This window comes from Deltaproteobacteria bacterium, from assembly GCA_030690165.1.
Lineage (GTDB): Bacteria > Desulfobacterota > GWC2-55-46 > UBA9637 > UBA9637 > JACRNJ01.
Genome location: JAUYHF010000062.1, coordinates 1 through 19788, shown reverse-complemented (window position 1 = coordinate 19788; position 19788 = coordinate 1). Strand labels below are relative to the sequence as shown.

General features: G+C 43.5%; 23 protein-coding genes and 2 pseudogenes. 22 read left to right on the top strand and 3 right to left on the bottom strand.

From position 1 onward, the window contains the following. Nucleotides 1-49 precede the first annotated feature (49 nt). The 8 genes from lepB (at nt 50) to Q8P28_10610 (ending at nt 6424) form a co-directional block, all read left to right on the top strand. Nucleotides 50-748 (top strand): signal peptidase I, encoded by a 699-nt coding sequence (gene lepB, locus Q8P28_10645; GenBank protein MDP2683234.1) that lies wholly within the window; start codon nt 50-52, stop codon nt 746-748. A gap of 83 nt (nt 749-831) precedes the next feature. After that, complete coding sequence (locus Q8P28_10640) at nt 832-1785, top strand: tyrosine recombinase XerC (GenBank protein MDP2683233.1); 954 nt, start codon at nt 832-834, stop codon at nt 1783-1785. Nucleotides 1786-1877: 92 nt separating this feature from the next. Continuing rightward, nucleotides 1878-2405: an ATP-dependent protease subunit HslV gene (gene hslV, locus Q8P28_10635; protein MDP2683232.1), complete on the top strand. Its 528-nt coding sequence runs from the start codon at nt 1878-1880 to the stop codon at nt 2403-2405. A 3-nt stretch (nt 2406-2408) separates the two neighbouring features. Further along, nucleotides 2409-3773 carry an ATP-dependent protease ATPase subunit HslU gene (gene hslU, locus Q8P28_10630; protein MDP2683231.1) on the top strand — a complete coding sequence of 455 codons (1365 nt, stop codon included), beginning with the start codon at nt 2409-2411 and terminating at the stop codon, nt 3771-3773. 1 nt (nt 3774) lies between these two features. Beyond that, nucleotides 3775-4641: an acetylglutamate kinase gene (gene argB, locus Q8P28_10625; protein MDP2683230.1), complete on the top strand. Its 867-nt coding sequence runs from the start codon at nt 3775-3777 to the stop codon at nt 4639-4641. 13 nt (nt 4642-4654) lie between these two features. Further along, nucleotides 4655-5569 (top strand): peptide chain release factor N(5)-glutamine methyltransferase, encoded by a 915-nt coding sequence (gene prmC, locus Q8P28_10620; GenBank protein ID MDP2683229.1) that lies wholly within the window; start codon nt 4655-4657, stop codon nt 5567-5569. A gap of 341 nt (nt 5570-5910) precedes the next feature. After that, on the top strand, nt 5911-6177 hold the full coding sequence (locus Q8P28_10615) for a DUF4160 domain-containing protein (GenBank protein ID MDP2683228.1): 267 nt from the start codon (nt 5911-5913) through the stop codon (nt 6175-6177). A gap of 16 nt (nt 6178-6193) precedes the next feature. Beyond that, nucleotides 6194-6424: a DUF2442 domain-containing protein gene (locus Q8P28_10610; protein MDP2683227.1), complete on the top strand. Its 231-nt coding sequence runs from the start codon at nt 6194-6196 to the stop codon at nt 6422-6424. Between the two features lie 275 nt (nt 6425-6699). Here the strand turns inward: Q8P28_10610 and Q8P28_10605 are convergent, their stop codons facing one another. Genes Q8P28_10605 through Q8P28_10595 form a run of 3 tightly spaced genes read right to left on the bottom strand, consistent with a single transcriptional unit; the run spans nt 6700 to nt 8180 of the window. Then, nucleotides 6700-7254, bottom strand: coding sequence for a hypothetical protein (locus tag Q8P28_10605; GenBank protein ID MDP2683226.1), 555 nt, complete (start codon nt 7252-7254; stop codon nt 6700-6702). Nucleotides 7255-7267: 13 nt separating this feature from the next. After that, nucleotides 7268-7528 (bottom strand): hypothetical protein, encoded by a 261-nt coding sequence (locus Q8P28_10600; protein ID MDP2683225.1) that lies wholly within the window; start codon nt 7526-7528, stop codon nt 7268-7270. Between the two features lie 52 nt (nt 7529-7580). Continuing rightward, the gene (locus Q8P28_10595) at nt 7581-8180 is read right to left on the bottom strand and encodes a hypothetical protein (GenBank protein MDP2683224.1); all 600 of its coding nucleotides are present in this window, start codon (nt 8178-8180) and stop codon (nt 7581-7583) included. Between the two features lie 254 nt (nt 8181-8434). On the opposite strand from Q8P28_10595, the gene Q8P28_10590 reads away from it, so the two are divergent. The 14 genes and pseudogenes from Q8P28_10590 to Q8P28_10525 all read left to right on the top strand — a co-directional run bounded on the left by Q8P28_10590 (nt 8435) and on the right by Q8P28_10525 (nt 19580). Continuing rightward, nucleotides 8435-8569: a hypothetical protein gene (locus Q8P28_10590; GenBank protein MDP2683223.1), complete on the top strand. Its 135-nt coding sequence runs from the start codon at nt 8435-8437 to the stop codon at nt 8567-8569. Nucleotides 8570-8650: 81 nt separating this feature from the next. Beyond that, complete coding sequence (locus Q8P28_10585; GenBank protein ID MDP2683222.1) at nt 8651-8866, top strand: type II toxin-antitoxin system HicB family antitoxin; 216 nt, start codon at nt 8651-8653, stop codon at nt 8864-8866. Between the two features lie 2 nt (nt 8867-8868). Next, nucleotides 8869-9089: pseudogene (locus Q8P28_10580) on the top strand (type II toxin-antitoxin system HicA family toxin). 160 nt (nt 9090-9249) lie between these two features. After that, on the top strand, nt 9250-10443 hold the full coding sequence (locus tag Q8P28_10575; GenBank protein MDP2683221.1) for an aspartate aminotransferase family protein: 1194 nt from the start codon (nt 9250-9252) through the stop codon (nt 10441-10443). 11 nt (nt 10444-10454) lie between these two features. Further along, nucleotides 10455-11396 carry an ornithine carbamoyltransferase gene (gene argF, locus Q8P28_10570; GenBank protein MDP2683220.1) on the top strand — a complete coding sequence of 314 codons (942 nt, stop codon included), beginning with the start codon at nt 10455-10457 and terminating at the stop codon, nt 11394-11396. Continuing rightward, nucleotides 11383-12597 (top strand): argininosuccinate synthase, encoded by a 1215-nt coding sequence (locus Q8P28_10565; GenBank protein MDP2683219.1) that lies wholly within the window; start codon nt 11383-11385, stop codon nt 12595-12597. The genes argF and Q8P28_10565 overlap by 14 nt, the downstream gene beginning before the upstream one ends. A 3-nt stretch (nt 12598-12600) precedes the next feature. Then, a complete protein-coding gene (locus Q8P28_10560) occupies nt 12601-13356 on the top strand; it encodes a fumarylacetoacetate hydrolase family protein (protein ID MDP2683218.1) in 756 nt (251 codons plus the stop codon). Between the two features lie 34 nt (nt 13357-13390). Beyond that, nucleotides 13391-14626: an LL-diaminopimelate aminotransferase gene (locus Q8P28_10555; GenBank protein MDP2683217.1), complete on the top strand. Its 1236-nt coding sequence runs from the start codon at nt 13391-13393 to the stop codon at nt 14624-14626. Between the two features lie 4 nt (nt 14627-14630). After that, nucleotides 14631-15122: a 2-amino-4-hydroxy-6-hydroxymethyldihydropteridine diphosphokinase gene (gene folK / locus Q8P28_10550; GenBank protein ID MDP2683216.1), complete on the top strand. Its 492-nt coding sequence runs from the start codon at nt 14631-14633 to the stop codon at nt 15120-15122. A 77-nt stretch (nt 15123-15199) separates the two neighbouring features. Beyond that, nucleotides 15200-15367, top strand: a complete 168-nt coding sequence (locus Q8P28_10545) for a hypothetical protein (GenBank protein MDP2683215.1) — start codon at nt 15200-15202, stop codon at nt 15365-15367. A 52-nt stretch (nt 15368-15419) separates the two neighbouring features. Next, nucleotides 15420-16223 (top strand): annotated as a pseudogene (gene lsrF, locus Q8P28_10540) (3-hydroxy-5-phosphonooxypentane-2,4-dione thiolase). 9 nt (nt 16224-16232) lie between these two features. Then, nucleotides 16233-17057, top strand: a complete 825-nt coding sequence (kdsA, locus tag Q8P28_10535; protein MDP2683214.1) for a 3-deoxy-8-phosphooctulonate synthase — start codon at nt 16233-16235, stop codon at nt 17055-17057. After that, on the top strand, nt 17054-18028 hold the full coding sequence (locus tag Q8P28_10530) for a KpsF/GutQ family sugar-phosphate isomerase (GenBank protein MDP2683213.1): 975 nt from the start codon (nt 17054-17056) through the stop codon (nt 18026-18028). Before kdsA ends, Q8P28_10530 begins: the two co-directional genes overlap by 4 nt. A 286-nt stretch (nt 18029-18314) precedes the next feature. Beyond that, entirely contained in the window at nt 18315-19580 is a 1266-nt protein-coding gene (locus Q8P28_10525; GenBank protein MDP2683212.1) for an alginate export family protein, read from the top strand. Nucleotides 19581-19788: the final 208 nt, after the last annotated feature.

Genomic DNA, 19788 nt, shown 5'->3' with positions numbered 1-19788 from the left:
GGGTGAGGGTGGGGTAATTCAGATCATAAAAGGAAAAAGGAGACCATACATGCAAAAAAAGAAAGTAATACGGGAGACCATTGAGGCCATAGTTATTGCGCTGGTTCTGGCTCTATTCATAAGGACATTTGTTGTCCAGGCCTTTAAGATTCCGTCAAGCTCTATGGAGCCGACGCTTTTAGTCGGCGACCACCTGCTTGTAAATAAGTTTATTTATGGCGTATCATTGCCCTTTACTGACAGTAAGATTTTTTCGTTCAAAAAACCGCAGCAGGGCGATGTGATTGTCTTTGAATTTCCCAGCAACCCGGAGTATTGCAAAAGTTTTTCAAGCATAATTATGAAAAGAATTGAAAATACTGTGGAGAGAAGAGATGTCTGGCAGTTCTTTATGGATGACTGCAAGGATTTTATAAAGAGGGTTGTTGCTGTGGAAGGGAATGTTGTTGAGGTAAAGGATAAAAAGGTTTTTGTAAATGGCAGGCCGCTTGAAAATAACCGTGGGGTTAATATTGACCCGTCTATATATCCACCCGGACATGATCCGAGGGATAATTTTGGCCCCTATACAGTTCCAAAAGATTCAGTGTTTGCAATGGGAGATAACCGCGACAGGAGCTTTGACAGCCGCTATTGGGGGAGTGTTAATCTTAATGAGATAAAGGGAAAGGCGTTTATTATCTATTGGTCATGGGACGGCATAGAACATTGGGTAAGGTGGCGGCGGTTTGCGAATATTATAAGGTAAGGCGGATATGGTAGGGGCAGTCTCCTGAGTGCGAGTATCTTCTGTAGATTTTATTTCTTCTATGTGATAAGAACAACTTCTGTATGGATAGGTATAAAAAGGAATTTGACAAATACCTCTCAATAGAAAAAAATGCGTCACATTATACGATAGAGAATTATTTAAGAGATATAACGCAATTAGAATGTTTTTTAAAAGATAACGCGCTTTGTCTTGCTGAAGGAGAGGTTGATGCGGGCAGGATAGATGAAAAGGCGATAAGGTTTTTTTTAGGCAATCTTTATAAAGACCATAAAAAGGCATCCATTGCGAGAAAACTTGCATCCATAAAGGCATTTTTCAGATTTCTGGTCAGGAAGGGGTTTTTATCGAAAAACCCTGCGGAGTTTATCTCTTATCCTAAAATAGAAAAGTATCTTCCGACTGTTTTGACAGTTGATGAGGTAAAGGGGCTTGTGGAGGCGGATATAAGTCAAGAGCCTGCCCCTGCAGGCAGTAAGCAGGGGTTAAAAAAGAATTCACTGATCACAACATTAAGGGATAGGGCAATACTTGAAGTTTTGTATTCATCCGGTATAAGGGTCAGCGAACTCGCAGGGCTCAACATGAGAGATGTTGACCTTAATCAAGGGATAATAAGGGCGCTGGGGAAGGGCAATAAAGAAAGGCTCGCTATGCTCGGAAGCATGGCTCAGGATGCGTTGAAGGCATATCTTGAAGAAAGGAAACAACTCCCTTTTGCTAAAAATCCCGAGGCGGTATTTTTAGGCGCAAGGGGGGAGAGGATTTATCCAAGGGCTGTGCAGAGGCTTGTGAAGGACGCTGCCGGGAGAGGCGGTGTTTCAAAAGATCCCACACCCCATTCGCTCAGGCATACATTTGCAACCCATCTTTTAGATGCAGGAGCGGATTTGCGGACAATACAGGAGATGCTCGGACATGCTAGCCTGTCAACAACACAGAAGTATACAAAGGTGAGTGTTCAGAGGCTTTTGGAGGTATATGATAAGGCGCATCCGAGGGCAAAGAAGAAATAATTGCAAGTTGCAAAACGCAAATTGCAAATTATAAAAATAACCTTAATTTTGCATTTTGAACTTTGCATTTTTCAATGGAGCGCAGCGACTATATGTTTCACGGAACAACAATATTAGCGGTAAGAAGGGATGGCAAGGTTGCCATTGCAGGCGACGGTCAGGTTACGCTCGGAAATACTGTGATGAAGAAGGGCGCTGTCAAGGTAAGGCGAATGGGCGACGGCAAGGTGCTTGCGGGTTTTGCGGGCTCTACCGCAGATGCCTTTACCCTTTTTGAAAAGTTTGAGTCAAAGCTGGAAAAGTATCGCGGCAATCTCCAGCGGGCTGCTGTTGAACTTGCAAAGGATTGGCGCACCGACAAGATACTCCGAAGGCTGGAGGCGCTGCTCATAGTTGTTGATAAGGAACATTCCCTGATTTTGTCCGGCAGCGGCGATGTGATAGAGCCGGAAGGCGGCGCGGCGGCAATCGGCTCCGGCGGCCCGTTCGCCCTTTCTGCGGCAAGGGCATTGCTTCAACATTCAAACCTTGACGCAAAAACGATTGCAACAGAGGCGATGAAGATTGCAGCGGAGATATGCATATATACGAATGAAAATATAACGGTAGAGGAATTGTAAGAAATGAAAACATTCACACCAAGGGAAATCGTAGCAGAGCTTGATAAATACATCATCGGTCAAAAGGAGGCAAAGAGGGCGGTTGCCATTGCCCTCAGAAACCGCTGGCGCAGGCAGCAGGTGCCGCCTGAACTGAGGGACGAGATTGCGCCAAAAAATATTATTATGATCGGGCCGACCGGCGTGGGCAAGACGGAAATATCCCGAAGGCTTGCCAAACTTTCACAGGCGCCGTTTATAAAAGTTGAGGCGAGTAAATTTACCGAAGTGGGCTATGTGGGCCGGGATGTGGAGAGCATCATCCGTGATTTGACCGACCTTGCCGTTAAAATGGCCAAAGATGAGGAGCGGATAAAGGTTCGGGAAAAGGCCTCTGAAATGGCTGAGGAGAGGCTTTTGGACCTGCTTCTGCCGCCGGTAACATCAGTCGGGCCGCAGCAAGATCCGCAGAGGATTATGCAGGAGAGGGAACTGCAAAAAAGCACAAGAGAAAAACTCCGCGCCCTCTTAAAAGAAGGTAAATTGGATGACCGTGTCGTTGAGATAGAAACAATAGAGCAGAAGATGCCTGTTGTAGAAATATTTTCCACAAGCGGTATGGAAGAGATGGATTTGAATATAAAAGATATGTTTGCAAATATGTTTCCTAAAAAGACCAGGAGGCGGAGCGTGAAGATACCTGAGGCCGTGAAGATTTTGAATCAGGAAGAGGCGCAGAGGCTCATTGATATGGATAAGGTGGTAAAGCAGGCCATAGAAAGGGTTGAGCAGTCGGGCATTGTGTTTATAGATGAGATAGACAAGATCGCAGGCAGAGAATCGGGGCACGGTCCGGATGTTTCCAGAGAAGGGGTGCAGAGGGATTTGCTGCCGATTGTTGAGGGTTCGACGGTCAACACAAAATACGGCATGGTAAAGACAGACCATATCCTCTTTATCGCATCCGGCGCATTTCATGTGGCAAAACCGTCCGATCTGATACCTGAGTTTCAGGGGAGATTTCCTATCCGCGTTGAGCTTAAATCCCTTGGCAAAGACGATTTTATCAGGATATTGCAGGAGCCTGAAAATGCCCTCACAAAACAATACACCGCGCTTATGGAGACGGAGGGGATAAAGCTCAAATTTACAGAAGATGCGATTGCGGAGATTTCGGAGATGGCGACTGTCGTAAATGACAGGATGGAAAATATCGGGGCGCGGCGCCTGCACACCATCATGGAAAGGATTTTAGACAACATCTCCTTTGATGCGCCGGACATAGTTGCAGCAGAAAAGGAAAAAGAGATTGCAATTGATGCGAAGTATGTTAAGGACAGGCTCTCTGATATTATAAAAGACGAGGATTTGAGCAGATATATTTTGTAAAATGCAAAGATACATCCAAAAAATAGAAACGCTTCTTGAGTCATTGCCGTATATCCGGCAGTTTTACGGCAAGACCATTGTCATAAAATACGGCGGTCATGCAATGGTGGAGGAGAGGCTCAAACAGAGCTTTGCCAGGGATATAATACTCATGAAGTATGTTGGCCTCAATCCTGTCATTGTGCATGGCGGCGGGCCGCAGATTGGCGAGTTTTTGAAAAAACTCGGCAAAGAATCCAGGTTTGTAAAAGGGATACGGATTACCGATGAAGAGACCATGGATGTTGTGGAGATGGTTCTTGTCGGCAAGGTTAATAAAGAGATAGTGGGGCTTATCAATCATTTCGGCGGAAAGGCGGTGGGGCTCAGCGGCAAGGATGGCGGACTCATAAAGGCAAGTAAGTTAAAGAATAAGGGTGAAGACATGGGTATGGTAGGCGAGGTTAAATCAGTCAATCCAAAAGTTATAGAAACACTTGACCGCGATAAATTTATACCTGTCATAGCCCCTGTTGGTGTTGGCGATGATGGTAAGACATACAACATAAATGCGGACAATGTGGCCGGAAAGATAGCTGCTGCGCTGAAGGCGGAGAAACTGATACTTCTGACGGATGTGCAGGGAGTTTTTGATAAAAATAAAAAACTTATATCAGCAATGGATACTACCCATGCAAAGAAGCTTATAAAATCAGGCGCGGCCTCAGGAGGCATGATTCCAAAGCTGGAATGCTGTTTGGACGCCTTAAAAGGCGGGGTATACAAAGCCCACATAGTAGACGGCCGTGTTGAACATGCGGTTTTGCTGGAGGTGTTTACAGACGCAGGGATCGGGACGGAGATTATGCGGGTAGTAAGTAAGAAGTAAGCAGGAGAAAGATATGGCATGTGCTGCTGAGAAAATCTGGACAATAAGTGAAACCCTATTATGGGCAGAAGAATATCTTGCAGGCTATAATGTTCCTGATGCAAAGATAGAGACCGAGTATCTCCTTGCTCATGCGCTTGACTGCAAAAGGACGGAGCTTTATTTAAATCATGAGAACCATCTTTCTGATTATGTCTTGCAAGAATTTATTGGTTTTGTTGAGCGGAGGATAAAAAGAGAGCCGTCCCAATATATAATCGGCGAGCAGGAATTTTGGGGACTTGGATTTAAGGTTACAAGGGATGTTCTGATACCAAGGCCTGAGACTGAAATTTTGGTGGAAGAAGCGATAAAGACAGTGACCAGTGAACAGTGGCCAGTGGTCAGTAAAAATATTAGAAACCACTCACCGCTCATTTTAGACCTCTGCACCGGCAGCGGCTGTATAGCTATCTCCCTTGCAAAGGAGATTCCGGGTTGCAAAGTATATGCAATTGATATATCGGAAAGGGCTCTGGACGTGGCAATGGAGAATGCTGAAAGACATGATGTTGCCGGCAGAATAACCTTTTTACAAGGCAACATGTTTGAACCGTTGAACGGCCTGAATATAAAAGCCGATATAATTGTTTCCAATCCGCCTTATATTTCAAAGGATGAGATGAAGAAGATAGAGCCGGAGATATCTCAGTATGAACCGGCCGGGGCGCTTTACGGCGGAGATGACGGCCTTGATTTCTACCGAAGGATTATCGCTGAGTCGCCGGCATATCTTGCAAAAGGCGGTTATCTCATGCTTGAGATGGGTTACGGCCAGGCAGAGGAGATAAAAAAGTTAATAAAACAGAACAATGTTTTTGAGCAGATAGATATCAAAAAAGACCTTGCAGGGATAGACAGGGTAATAAAGGCACAGAGAAAAGGATAGAATCCAATACCTCAATTTGAAGTGCGAATAGGAAATTACACCAAGGAAAGAGAACACTGGCTTAATGGGTTAGATGTTAAGACAATAGTTAAGGAAATAAAGGCCATGAGGAAGTGAAAGTAGGATGAGGCAAAAAGGCTGGGGGTTAACGATAACAACAGACAAGGAATTTATTTAAGAAGTTGCGGGGTAAGGTTAAGATTGAATGGATGTGATAATAAAAAATGGGGGAACCGTTCCTGAGCCGTTCTGAGCCCTTAGGATTTTGGGGCATCGAAATTCTTGACAACTAAAGCATTGTGCTGATAATCTTTAAATGAACACTCAGAGGAATCCGAGATATGCCTACTATAAGTATGTTTTACGGAATCATTATCAGGATGTATTGCGGAAAGGCTGAGCACAACCCGCCGCATTTTCATGCATACTATCAGGAGTATAAGGCAATAGTGGATATAACATCGTGTGAAATCATTGACGGAAATCTGCCTGCAAAGCAGGCAAAACTTGTCTTGGCGTGGGCGGAGCTTCACAAAGATGAGTTAACCGCTGACTGGGAGCTGGCTTCAAAAGGCGAGTTGCCTTTTAAGATAGAACCACTCAAATAAGTGTGGAGGTGTTTGTATGTATGTCGGTGTAAAAAACGTTCGCCCTTTATCGGATTTCAAGCTTGCCATTACCTTTGAAAACGGTACAGAAAAACTATTTGATGCAAAACCTTATCTTGAGAACGGCATTTTCAGGGAATTGAAGGACGAGAAGCTTTTTAATTCAGTCCACGTAAGCTTTGATACCGTAGAATGGGACAACGGAGCGGATTTAGACCCTGAACTGCTGTTTGCTGAAAGCAGGTGATTTTGAGTCTGCTGCCGGCAAGAAGTTTTGCAGGCTATTGGGATTGAAATTAAAACCGGAGTATCCTTGGTTTTTCCCATTGAATCAAGTCAACTATTCCGGGAATTGCTTACGATTATCCTTTGCTTACAGGAGACAGGGAATTTAAGAAGCTGATGGATAAGGTTAGGGTTGAATGGATGTGAATGAATATTTATAAAATAAATCTGATGCCTTTTCCTTCATTTTACAAGAAACTTTTTTTCTAAAACATATCTGATAAAAAAATAGATTTATCAACTTTTATTCTTCATGTAAACAAGCCACTCTTCTTTCTCATCATTGCTTAATGGTCTTACATCATTGAAGTCTTTAACCATTGGATATCCAGTTACCTCTGATGCTACGGCTACGGCTGCTGGGTCTCCTGATGCAAGGAGTGCTTCGTATATCTCCTTCTTACAGCTATAAAGTTTTATCTCTGATAGTTCGCCCTCATTCATAGATGCTTCAACCCATCGTATAAGTATTTTACCTTTTATTTGGCAAAAATATTTTGGTATGTCATCAAAACCGCAATCAATAAAACTTTTCATAGAGGTATAGACAGCACATAGTTGCTCGCTATTCGGCGAAGTGCAAAGTAATTCTTTTGCCTTATTTATAGTTTTCCTCAGGTATGTCTGTATACAATTACAACTTATAAGACATTCCTTTCCATCAGTGCCATTTTCTATTACTTCCATTGCGCTTTCCAATGCATTTTCAAGATGATGATAGCCCTTTTCATTAGCCATATTATTTTCATAACCTTGAAACTGTTGCCTGATATAATTAAGATTGGAATCCATAACCACGGCCTCCTTATTCAGTCTTCCTATAGGTTGTAATTATAGTCTCATTGTCTTCTGCTACTATTACGGATACCTTCTTTAGTTTATCAACCTGCTGAACCATTGATTTAAGTTCATGAATCATTTTGTCTAAATCTTTCTTGCAAATTGTTGACAATGTAGCCCCGTATGATCTTTTTTCCTTAACACCTATATCTTTGATTATCCCCAACACATATTCTGGTATTCCCCGTTGCCTGCACCGTTCTAACGCATGAGCAGTTATACTCATTTTCTTAACCCTCCTTTTTTTATAAAATAATTAGAAAATTAGTTTTGTTAAACTAAAAATCAGGATTTATAGGTGTTCCTTTAGTAAGATAGGCTTCTATATCCTGTATAAAACCATCTACTGCAGACACTATTAACCCAAACCGGTTACATATCGGATCATCTCCTCCCAACTCTTCACACAACTTTTCTTTTATGTCACATACCTGATCCCAAAATGGATTTAATATCGTATCAAATATTTTCTGAACTTTTTCCTTCCTATCAGATTCAGATTTGTGGAAAAGAGCCTTCATTTGTAAAGCAGCCTGTTCTATTATATTGTCACGAGATGTTTTTTTGCCCTTGGCAATTTCTGCCAACTTATGTAGTGTCCTTTTTTCAACAACATAAGTTTTTCTTATCAGGGTTCTATTTTCTTCAGTTACCAACGAGATAGGGTTTTTTTCACATACCTTAAAAACAGCTAATAACAAATCAAAGACTACAGAGTTCTTAAGGCCAGATAGTTTCGCATGCTCTCTTATAGCATCGTGTGCTTTTTGGCTAATGCAAAATGTCGTGTACACAACTGGTTGTTTTTTTGTGAACACTGCCTTTAAGTCTTCCTTTAAATTGGCTGGAACTACTACTTCTTCTTTTTTCAATGTCATGGTAGCCTCCCGTGTTACAAGATTAGCTACATCCTAATAGATTATAAATATAATGTCAAATTATTTTTTATAGTCATACCACAATAACTAACTTATTTGATATGCGCTATTCTGAATAACTGCTTGAATAAATTGACTTTATTTGTATAAATATGCAATAAAAAATAATTAAAGAAGCGGCTTTAGGTGTGAAGGGTTAAGAGACATCAGAAAACTATAAAATCAGCAAACTTGCCCATGCCCTTGAAGTGCAGATGTGGGAGATTTTTGATTTTGGCCATGAGGTGAACATAAAGGAACTGCTGGAGGCCATTAGCAAGTTTTTAAAAGAAACCGATGAGGAAAGCCTGCGGCTGGCTATAAAAATCATGCGGGCTGTGGTGAGATGAGACAGACCATTCGTTAATACGCTTGACAGTAAAGGTTCAGGGTGTTAAGTTGTATTTAAACCGATTTTATCAGGAGTAAATATGATATTTCATGTAACCCTTGAGCATGCTGAGGACGGATGGATTGTTGTGGAATGCCCGGCTCTTCCGGGCTGCGTTTCTCAGGGTAAGAATGAAGAAGAGGCCATTGAGAACATCAAGGAGGCCATAACAGCCTGGTTATGGGCCGAAGACCAGAAAGCCGTCTCTGCCTTGCCTAAAAAGGTTGTTCAGCAGCAAATTGTTGTGGCAGTGTAGACATGGGAAGGCTGGGCAATATATCCGGCAAAGATGCTGTGAAGGCATTTCAAAAGGCCGGATGGGAATCTATGGGACAAGTCGGCAGTCACTTAGTGATGGTCAAACAAGGCATCCGTTTAATCTATCAATCCCGCAACATAAAGAACTGTCAGTTGGCACCCTCCGCGCCCTTATCCGCAATAGTGGTCTTACCGTGGATCAATTCCTTAAATTGCTTTAACTCACCCAAAAATAGCGCTTAAATATTTTATATCGCACAAACAAGTTTCATTTCTGCAAAGAAACAACAGGGACAGCTTTTTAGAGATTAGCAAGTTTTTTCTTTTGAATTTTAAGTTTTGATTTGGTATCTTTATACACTTTCAATCGTGAGGATAGTTGTGAATACGCAGGAAATCATAAACCTAACCGGCAAATACATTACAAATACCTACAATCGTTTTCCTATTGTCATTACAAAAGGCAAGGGATGCAAGGTCTGGGATGTGGACGGCAAGGAATATCTGGACTTTGTGGCAGGGATTGCCGTGTGCAACCTCGGACACTGCCATCCAAAGGTTGTAAAGGCAATTCAGGAGCAGGCAGAGAGGCTCATCCATATATCTAATCTTTATTATATTGAGCCGCAGGCAAGGCTTGCTGAACTCCTTTGCAAGAACTCATTTGCCCAAAAGGCATTTTTCTGCAACTCAGGCGCAGAGGCTAACGAAGCTGCGATAAAGCTTATAAGGAAATACTTTAAGGATAAGAATGAAGACAAGTTTCAGATAATTACAATGGAACAGTCTTTTCATGGAAGGACAATGGCAACACTTGCGGCAACAGGCCAGAAGAAGTTTCAGCAAGGATTTGAACCATTGCTTGAGAAATTCATCTATGTGCCTTTTGATAATGTTGGCGCAGTGGCAGATGCCATAACTTCGCAGACTGCTGCTGTTATGGTTGAACCGATTCAGGGCGAGGGCGGGGTAAATATTCCGTCGGATAATTATCTGAAAGAGTTAAAAGCGCTCTGTAAGGGAAAAGGCTTGCTCCTCATATTTGACGAGGTTCAGGTTGGTATGGGACGCACGGGAAAGTTATTTGCTTATGAGCATTATGACGTAACACCCGATATTATGACACTTGCAAAGGGTCTGGCAGGCGGCGTTGCCATAGGCGCAATGCTTGCAACAGATGAGGTGGCAAAGAGTTTTGTTCCGGGAACCCATGCATCTACATTCGGAGGGAATCCGCTTGTAACAGCGGCAGGTATCGCGGCAATTAAGGCAGTATTGGAAGAAGGCATGTTGGAAAATTGCCGTAAGGTCGGCAATTATCTTATTAAAAGATTGGAAGGATTAAAGGCGAAATATTCGTTTATAAAAGAGGTCAGAGGGAAGGGATTGATTATAGGGATGGAGCTGAATATTTCCGGAGCGGATATTGTAAAAGGGTGCATGGAAAAGGGGGTTTTAATAAACTGTACTTCCGATAAGATACTGCGCTTTATCCCTCCGCTTGTGGTTACAGAGAATGAGGTTGATGAGATGTTCATGATACTGGAAGAGGTATTAAAAGGTGTAAAGGTATGAAGGCAGGGGGCATGGATAAAAAAAATCTTCTGACTATCTTTGACTTAACTAAGGAAGAGATAGTCGCCGTCTTTGAGAAGGCCGCTATTTTAAAGGGCAGACAGAAGAGAGGCATTCCGTATCAGCCTTTAACAGGCAAGACCCTGGGTCTTATCTTTGAGAAGGCATCAACAAGGACACGGGTTTCCTTTGAGGCTGCGATGTATCAGATGGGCGGTCATGCTGTATTTATAAGCCACAAGGATTCTCAGATAGGGAGGGGAGAACCCGTAAAAGATACTGCAAGGGTTTTGTCAAGATATTTGGATGGCATTGTAATAAGGACATTTGGCCATGATATGGTGGAGGAGTTTGCAAAATATTCTTCAGTCCCGGTTATAAACGGTCTTACGAATTTGCATCATCCGTGTCAGGCTCTGGCGGATATCTTTACTGTTATAGAAAAAAAAGGGGGATATAAAGGGCTTAAGGCCGCATGGATCGGCGACGGCAACAACATGGCTAATTCATGGATTGAAGCGGCGTCAAGGCTTGGTTTTGATTTGATGCTTGCCTGCCCTGACGGGTATTGGCCTGACAAAAAGATTTTGGAAAAGGCAAAAAAAGAGACAAAATCAAATATAGCGATTGTAAAGAATCCGAAAGAGGCCGCAAAGGATGCGGATGTCCTGAATACAGATGTCTGGGCCAGCATGGGTCAGGAAGATGAGGCGGAAAAGCGGAAAAAGGCATTTCAGGGCTATCAGATAGATTCGGGATTGTTAAAACTTGCAAAAAAAGACGCCATTGTTATGCACTGTCTCCCTGCGCATAGGGAAGAAGAAATTACAGATGAGGTGATAGAAGGAAGTCAATCTGTTATCTTTGATCAGGCGGAAAACAGGCTGCATGTGCAGAAGGTGATACTGGAGATGCTGTTAACAGGAGGGGAGGATTTTCATGGGCAGTATTAAGAAGGTTGTTTTGGCCTATTCAGGCGGGCTTGACACATCGGTTATAATAAAATGGCTTATAGAAAATTATAACTGCGAGGTCATTGCCTTTGCCGCTGATCTGGGGCAGGGAGAGGAGTTGACGCCGCTTAAGAAAAAGGCCATAGCCACAGGCGCAAAGAAGATTTATATAAAAGACCTGAAAGAGGAGTTTGTAAGGGATTTTATCTTTCCGATGCTCCGTGCAGGCGCTGTTTATGAAGGGAAATACTTGCTTGGCACATCCATAGCAAGGCCGCTCATTGCAAAGGCGCAGATGGAGGTTGCGAAAAAGGAAAGGGCTGATGCAGTATCTCACGGCGCAACAGGAAAGGGTAATGACCAGGTAAGATTTGAACTTACATATTATGCATTTGACCCGCACATAAAGGTTATAGCGCCGTGGCGCGAATGGGATATGAAATCAAGGACAGACTTGATAGATTACGCAGAGAGGCACGGCATCCCTGTTACTGCAACAAAGGCAAAGCCGTATAGCTCGGACAGAAACCTGTTTCATATAAGTTTTGAAGGCGGCATACTTGAAGACCCATGGGCTCCTCCGCCTGAGGATATGTTTGTATTGAGTGTATCGCCGGAAAGGGCACCGGATAAGAAGGCATATGTTGAGATAGATTTCAAGGACGGAGATCCAGTTGCAGTGGACGGCAAAAAAATTGCGCCTGCAAGGCTTCTTGCAGAGTTGAATAAGCTTGGCGGGAAAAATGGCATAGGGAGAGTAGATGTAGTGGAGAACCGCTATGTGGGCATGAAGAGCAGGGGCGTGTATGAAACGCCGGGCGGCACAATACTCCATGCGGCGCGAAGGGCTGTAGAATCTATTACAATGGACAGGGAGGTAATGCACCTCAGGGACAGCCTCATAATGCGATACTCAGAACTGGTCTATTACGGATACTGGTATTCACCTGAAAGGGAGATGCTTCAAAAGATGATAGATGAGGCTGCAAAAGGGGTGACGGGAACTGCAAGGATAAAACTCTATAAGGGTAACTGTGATGTTGTCGGCAGAAAATCAAACCGATCCCTTTATCATCCTGATTTTGCCACATTTGAAGAGGATGTTATATATGACCAGAAGGATGCAGAGGGTTTTATAAAACTTAATGCCTTGCGCTTGAAGATAAAGGCGATGGTGGGGAAGAACATAAAAAGGAGATGATAGTTGAAACTTGCAAGGATTTTGAAGGATGGTTTAATAAGATGCGGTATTGTTGAAGGGGAAGATGTTGTTGAGATAGAAGGGGGTATTTTTGGCAGCTTGAAAAAAACCTCTGTCAGTCACAAACTCAACTCCATAAAACTCCTTGCGCCATGCGAACCTTCAAAGATTGTTGCAATAGGGTTAAATTACAAGGCCCATGCAGTAGAGTTTAACAAACCGCTGCCGGAAGAGCCCATGATATTCATGAAACCACCTACTGCTGTGATAGGGCCGGGTGATGAAATCATCTATCCACATCATATGTCAAGGCAGGTGGATTATGAAGGCGAACTGGCGATTGTCATCGGCAAAAAAGCTCACATGATAAGGAAGGAGGACGCAATGGCCTATATACTGGGCTATACCTGCATAAACGATGTTACAGCGCGGGATTTGCAGGGCAAGGATATCCAGTACATAAGGGCAAAGGGATTTGACACATTTGCGCCTATTGGACCGTGGATAGAAACTGATTTAAATCCGGATAATATCCGCATAGAGACATATCTTAACGAAGAAAAGAGGCAGGATACATTTACGCACGATATGATATTTGATGTTTATCATTTACTATCTTTTGTGTCTCATGTAATGACCCTTCTCCCCGGCGATGTGATTGCTACAGGCACGCCTTCAGGCATAGGAAAGATGAAACCGGGGGATAAGGTTGAGGTCAGGATAGAGGGGATAGGAAGTCTGGTAAATACAGTAAGGTAGTTAATGAGCAATAATAATGAATGGAGGTGTTTAAGTGTCTGAGAATTACATCCAGGATCTTTTCGCTGATAGGATAGGCAGTTCCGCCTTTGGTAAGGAGACAAAGATCTATAAATTTGAAAAAATAAAGAGGGCAAAGGCAGCAGCCAGGAAGGCTTGTCCCAATGTTGAACTCCTTGATTTCGGCGTCGGCGAACCTGATGAGATGGCATTTCCGATGGTTGTGGAGGCGTTAAAGATTGAATGCGCCAAGTCTGAAAACAGGGGCTATGCAGACAACGGAATTCAGGAACTGAAAGACGCTGCTGTAAAATACATGGAAAGGGTATATGGTGTAAAGGGGATAGACCCTGTTAAGGAGGCTCTTCACTCCATCGGCTCAAAGTCTGCCCTTGCAATGCTCCCGTCAGTATTTATAAATCCCGGAGATGTGGCATTGGTTACTGTTCCGGGGTATCCTATCCTTGCCACGCATACCCGGTGGTGCGGCGGCAGGGTAGTTAATCTGCCGTTAACAGAGGAGAATAATTTTTTACCCAATATTGATGCTGTAAATAAAGATGATTTAAAAAGGGCAAAACTCCTTTATATAAATTATCCTAATAATCCGACAGGCGCAGCGGCAACAATTGATTTTTTTAAAAATTGCGTAGAGTTTGCCCATAAAAACAATATTATTGTTGTGCATGATGCTGCATACGCCGCCATCAGCTTTAACGGTAAGCCATTATCTTTTTTGTCAGTTGACGGCGCAAAAGATGTTGGCATAGAATTGCATTCATTTTCAAAGGCATTCAATATGACAGGGTGGAGGATTGCATTCGTTGTCGGCAACGAAAAAATAATCAGCGCCTTTGGCCATGTGAAGGATAATTATGACTCAGGCCAGTTTATTGCAATACAGAAGGCAGGGGTGTATGCTCTGGAACACCCGGAGATGACTGAAAAAATTTCCGTAAAATATAAGAGAAGACTTGAGATGATGGTGGAGGCCCTCAAATCAGCGGGCTTTTCTGCAAAAATGCTGCAAGGTTCATTCTATCTGTATGTCGGGGCGCCAAAAGGTATTAAGAGCGGCGCAAGGTTCAATACAGCCGAGGATGTATCTGAATACCTTATTACAGAAAAACTCATATCAACTGTCCCATGGGATGATGTCGGGCATTACTTAAGATTTTCAGCCACCTTTGCCGCAAAGAATGAGGAGGATGAGAGAAGGGTTGTTGCAGAGATGAAGAAGAGGTTGGGGGAACTGGAGTTGGTGTTTTAACTACATGTCTCATACTGTCTTTATCAGCATAGGTTCAAATATCGGCGACAGGCTTGGGAACTGCAGGAAGGCTATAGAGCGTATAGTTGATAGTAAAAATATAAAGTTGGTAAAGATGTCTTCTTTTTATGAAACAGAACCGTGGGGTGAGATAGAGCAGGACTGGTTTATAAATTGTGTGGTTAAGATTGAGACGTCTCTTGATGCAAAGGCATTATTAGCCCTGCTTCAAGATATAGAAAAGGGGCTTGGAAGAAACAGGATAAAAAAAGGCGGGCCAAGGGTTATTGATCTGGATATCCTTTTCTTTAACAGGGATATAACAGAGATAAAAGAAATCATTATCCCGCACCCGCTGCTTCATAAGAGAAGGTTTGTTTTGACTCCGGCAAGCGAGATAGCCCCGGATTTTATTCATCCTGTTTTAAAGAAAAGAGCGGCTGACTTGTTGAGAGAGTTAGACGATAATAAAAAGGTTATTCGCCTGAATATATGAGAATCCTGATATACATCATACTGATTTTTTTGCTGTACAGGATTATCATGGCGTTTTTATATCCTAAGAAAGCCCCTATGCAGCAGAAAGGTAAGCCTGTGCCGCAGGGCGACGAGATGGTGCTTGACCCTGTTTGTCAAAGCTACTATCCAAAGACTGAAGCCTTGAGAGTGAGAAATGGAAATGAGATAATCTATTTTTGCAGTGAAGAATGCAGGGAGAAGTTTGTAAAACAAGCGCCATAGAGTCAAAGGGTCATAGTGTCAGAGTAAAAAACTTTGACTCTATACAACAAAGGAGGATTTTAAAATGGACTGGGGAATGAAGAATCGTTTGTCACAGATAATAAAGCCTGACGGAAAGTGCCTGTTTATGCCTATTGACCATGGGTATTTTCTGGGGCCGACATCAAAATTGGAAAAACCGGGGGAGACCATTAAACCCCTTCTTCCATACAGCGACGCCCTGTTTGTTACAAGGGGGGTTCTCCGTTCCTGTGTGCCGCCTGACAATACGGTGCCGATTATCCTGAGGGTATCAGGAGGCACAAGCATTGTAGGAAAAGATTTGGCAAATGAATGTCTTACTACATCCATAAAAGAGGCGATAAGGCTCAATGTCTCTGCTGTAGGACTGTCGGTTTTTATAGGCAGCGATTATGAGCGCCAGACGCTGCAAAATCTTGCAGAGCTTGTGAATGAAGCCGAAGATTATGGCATTCCGGTAATGGCGGTTACTGCGGTTGGCAAGGAACTGCAAAAGAGGGATGCCCGTTATCTTTCCCTGTGCTGCCGCATTGCAGCTGAGCTTGGCGCAAAGGTTGTAAAAACATACTGGTGCGAAAACTTTGACAAGGTAGTGGATAGCTGTCCTGTCCCTGTTGTCATAGCAGGAGGGCCAAAGACAGAGACGGATTTTGAGGTATTGGAATTTGTCCATGACGGCATGAAGAGGGGCGCTATAGGCGTCAATCTTGGAAGGAATATCTGGCAGAATCCGCATCCTGTTCCAATGATAAAAGCAATCCGTGCCATCATCCACGAAAACGCAACAGCAAAAGAGGCAAATAAAATATATGAAAGCGGGAAGAAAAATAAATAGAACGAAACTATTATGAGAAAAATAAAGATCGGTAACATAACCATCGGCGGCAATGCCCCTTTTGTCTTGATAGCAGGACCATGCGTCATAGAAGATAAAAAGACAACCCTTGCCATTGCAGGCAGGCTCAGGGGCATTGCCGGAAGGCTCAAGATACCCCTTATATTCAAAGCCTCGTATGACAAGGCAAACAGGACATCCGTCAAATCATACAGAGGACCTGGGCTTGAAAAAGGGCTTGAGGTATTGGCAGAGGTAAAAAAGAGATTTAATCTGCCGGTTCTTACAGATGTCCATTGCAAAGGGGATGTAAAAGAGGTTGCAGAGGTGGCGGATATTATCCAGATACCCGCGTTCCTTTGCAGGCAGACAGATTTGATATTAGAGGCAGCAGGGACAGGCAGGATTATAAATATCAAAAAAGGACAGTTTCTCGCGCCGTGGGATGTAGGGCAGGTAATTGATAAGGCTGTCTCCACTGGAAATAAAAATATAATCATTACTGAAAGAGGCGCATCCTTTGGCTACAACAACCTTATTGTTGATTTCAGGGCAATCCCTCTGATTAGAGAAATGGGGTATCCTGTGATATTTGACGCAACCCACAGCGTTCAGATTCCGGGCGGACTTGGCAGCGCATCAGGCGGAGAAAGGGATATGGTGGAATATCTCGCAAGGGCTGCTGTTGCAGTAGGTGTTGACGGCATATTCATGGAGGTTCACCCAAATCCTGATAAGGCTTTATGTGATGGCCCGAATTCGGTGAGTCTTTATAATCTTCTGGGGCTGTTGAAACAGTTGAAAGAATTGGATAGGGTGGTGAAACGATTATGACTACCGACAAAACCATCTCAACCGCAAAACGAGTTTTAAAAACAGAGGCGGATGCCATATCCGGTCTTGCAAGAAGGCTTGATAAAAATTTTTCAAAGGCAATTGACCTTATATTAAATTCCGGAGGCAAGGTCGTCATAACCGGCATGGGCAAGAGCGGGCTTATATGCAAGAAGATTGCGGCCACCTTTGCCTCAACAGGCACCCCTGCATTTTTTCTGCATCCTGCCGAAGGCGTTCACGGCGACCTCGGTATGCTTATGAAAGGCGATGTGGTTATTGCGGTCTCCAACAGCGGTGAGACAGAGGAGATAATAAGGATACTTCCCCTGATAAAAAGGATGGGCGTAAAACTCATTGCAATGACCGGCGATCTGAAATCAAACCTTGCAAAGGCAGGCGATGTTGTCATTGATATAGCTGTAAAAGAAGAGGCGTGTCCTCTTGGTCTTGCGCCTACCGCCTCTACAACCGCCGCTCTGGCTATGGGCGATGCCCTTGCAGTTGCGCTGCTTGAAAAAAAAGGTTTCAAAGAAAGAGATTTTGCGCTGCTCCATCCAGCAGGAAGCCTTGGCAAAAGGCTTTTAAAAATAGATAAACTCATGCATACAGGCAAAGACATCCCGCTTGTTAATATCAATGCGTCAATGAAGGATGCCATATTGGAGATAACTGCAAAAAGGCTCGGCATAACAGCCGTGCTTGATAAGAATAACCGCCTTGCCGGCGTTATAACAGACGGGGATTTGAGAAGGGCGTTGGAAAAAGGTGGAGATATACTTAATAAAGAGATTAAGGATGTAATGACCAAAAATCCAAAAAAGATAGAAAAGGGCGCCTTCGCAGAGTCCGCATTAAAGGTGATGGAGGATTATTCAATAACCACCCTCTTTGTCTATGAAGGTAAAAAAGAGGATAGGGTTGCGGGTGTTATCCATTTGCAGGACCTGCTGAAGGCAGGGGTGGTATAAAAAAACACTTGACAACCTATTTGTTTATGGTATAAAAACTTCATAATTTAAAGATGGCCCTTATTTTGAGGATGATGTTTCGGCGCGTGGACGCGCTGAAACATCAAGAAAATCAAAAGGAGGTGTGTAAGAAAAAGAAAATAAATTGATGCAGGGCAGGGCTTTAGCCCTGCGGTTTGAGGGTTTTCAAGGCTGAAGCCTTGAGCTACTGTAACTCAAACCTTTAGGTTTGATAATTCTCTTCAAAGAAGAAGTAATAAAAAATAAAACAAAGGAGGAAGTAAATATGAAGAAGATTCTAATAGCAGTTTTTGCAGCCCTTGTGACCGCTGCATGGGTATTGCCAGTAATGGCAGCAGATGTGAAGATAGGAGGAGAGCTGCGGGAAAGGGGCATATGGGTTGACAATGAAAAACAGACAGACGGTGCACAGGCCCGTGATGTAAAATATATAGAGCAGAGGCTCCGCCTTAATGTGGACGCAGAACTTGAGAGCAATGTAAAGGTATTTGTCTCACTCCAGGACTCAAGGAACTGGGGAGATGAAGGGTCGACAGCAACCACTGGTAATGATGCTCAGGCAGTTGACTTAAGCCAGGCATATGTTGTGTTCAGCAATATCCTTGACCAGCCGCTCTCTATAAAGGTAGGCCGTCAGGTGCTGGCATACGGAGAGCACAGGCTAATAGGCTCATTTGAGTGGAGCAACAATGCAAGAAGGTTTGACGCAATAAAGCTCAGCTACAACCACGAGGTATTTAATGTTGACCTTTGGACAGCAAAGGTGGATGAGGGAGGAACTACAACAACCACCTCAACAACAGGCTTTGGACAGAAGGATTTAGACTTTAACGGCATCTATGCCACGGTAAAGGCAATACCGATGAATACCCTTGACCTCTATTACTTTCAGGACAGGGACGGCGCTACTACCGTAAAGAGGGATGTAAGGACCATGGGCGCAAGGCTCAACGGCGGCGCTATTAATATTGACTGGACAGCAGAATATGCCAAGCAGGGTGGCAGAAGCAGTATGAGTTCAACAGAGGTTGAAACAAAACAGGACTCGAACGCGTACGCTATAAAGGCGGGCTATACCATACCGCAGGCTGTGAACCTCAGGATAGGCGCAGAGTATGATAAGGCAACTGGAGATAAGGCAGGTACAACTGACAAGAACGAGGCATTTCGTAACCTATATCCAACAAACCACCCCCTCTATGGCTTTACTGACGATATAACCTGGTCAGATATGAAGGCATGGTCTATAAACGTTGGTATAAAGCCCATGGATAATCTCAAGGTGGCTGCAGAGTACTGGAAATACAAGGCCGACGAGGTTGCCTCAGGCCAGAGCGATGACCTTGGAAAGGAAATAAATGTGAAAGCCAACTATAATATAACAAAGAACACATCCCTTGAGGTAGCCTATGCCATAAGGGACGCCGGGAATGCAGGTGATAGCGGCTTTCCAAAGGATTATGCCGGAAGGGCAATACCAAAGAATGAGGACGCAACATTTGCATATCTTATGCTTGATGTGAAGTTCTAATCAGTAGCAGTAGGGTGGGCATTGCCCACCATGATTACAAAAAGGGCGGGCTAAAACCCCGCCCTTTTTGGTAATGTATTATTTCTTGTGTCAGAAGCAAGAAAGGGGTATCTCCATGGTAAGCCAATACCAAAACAAAAGGAGGATACCCCATGACTCAAAGAGCCACAATAGAGAATTATGCACAGGCAGTAAGGATAGTCAAGGA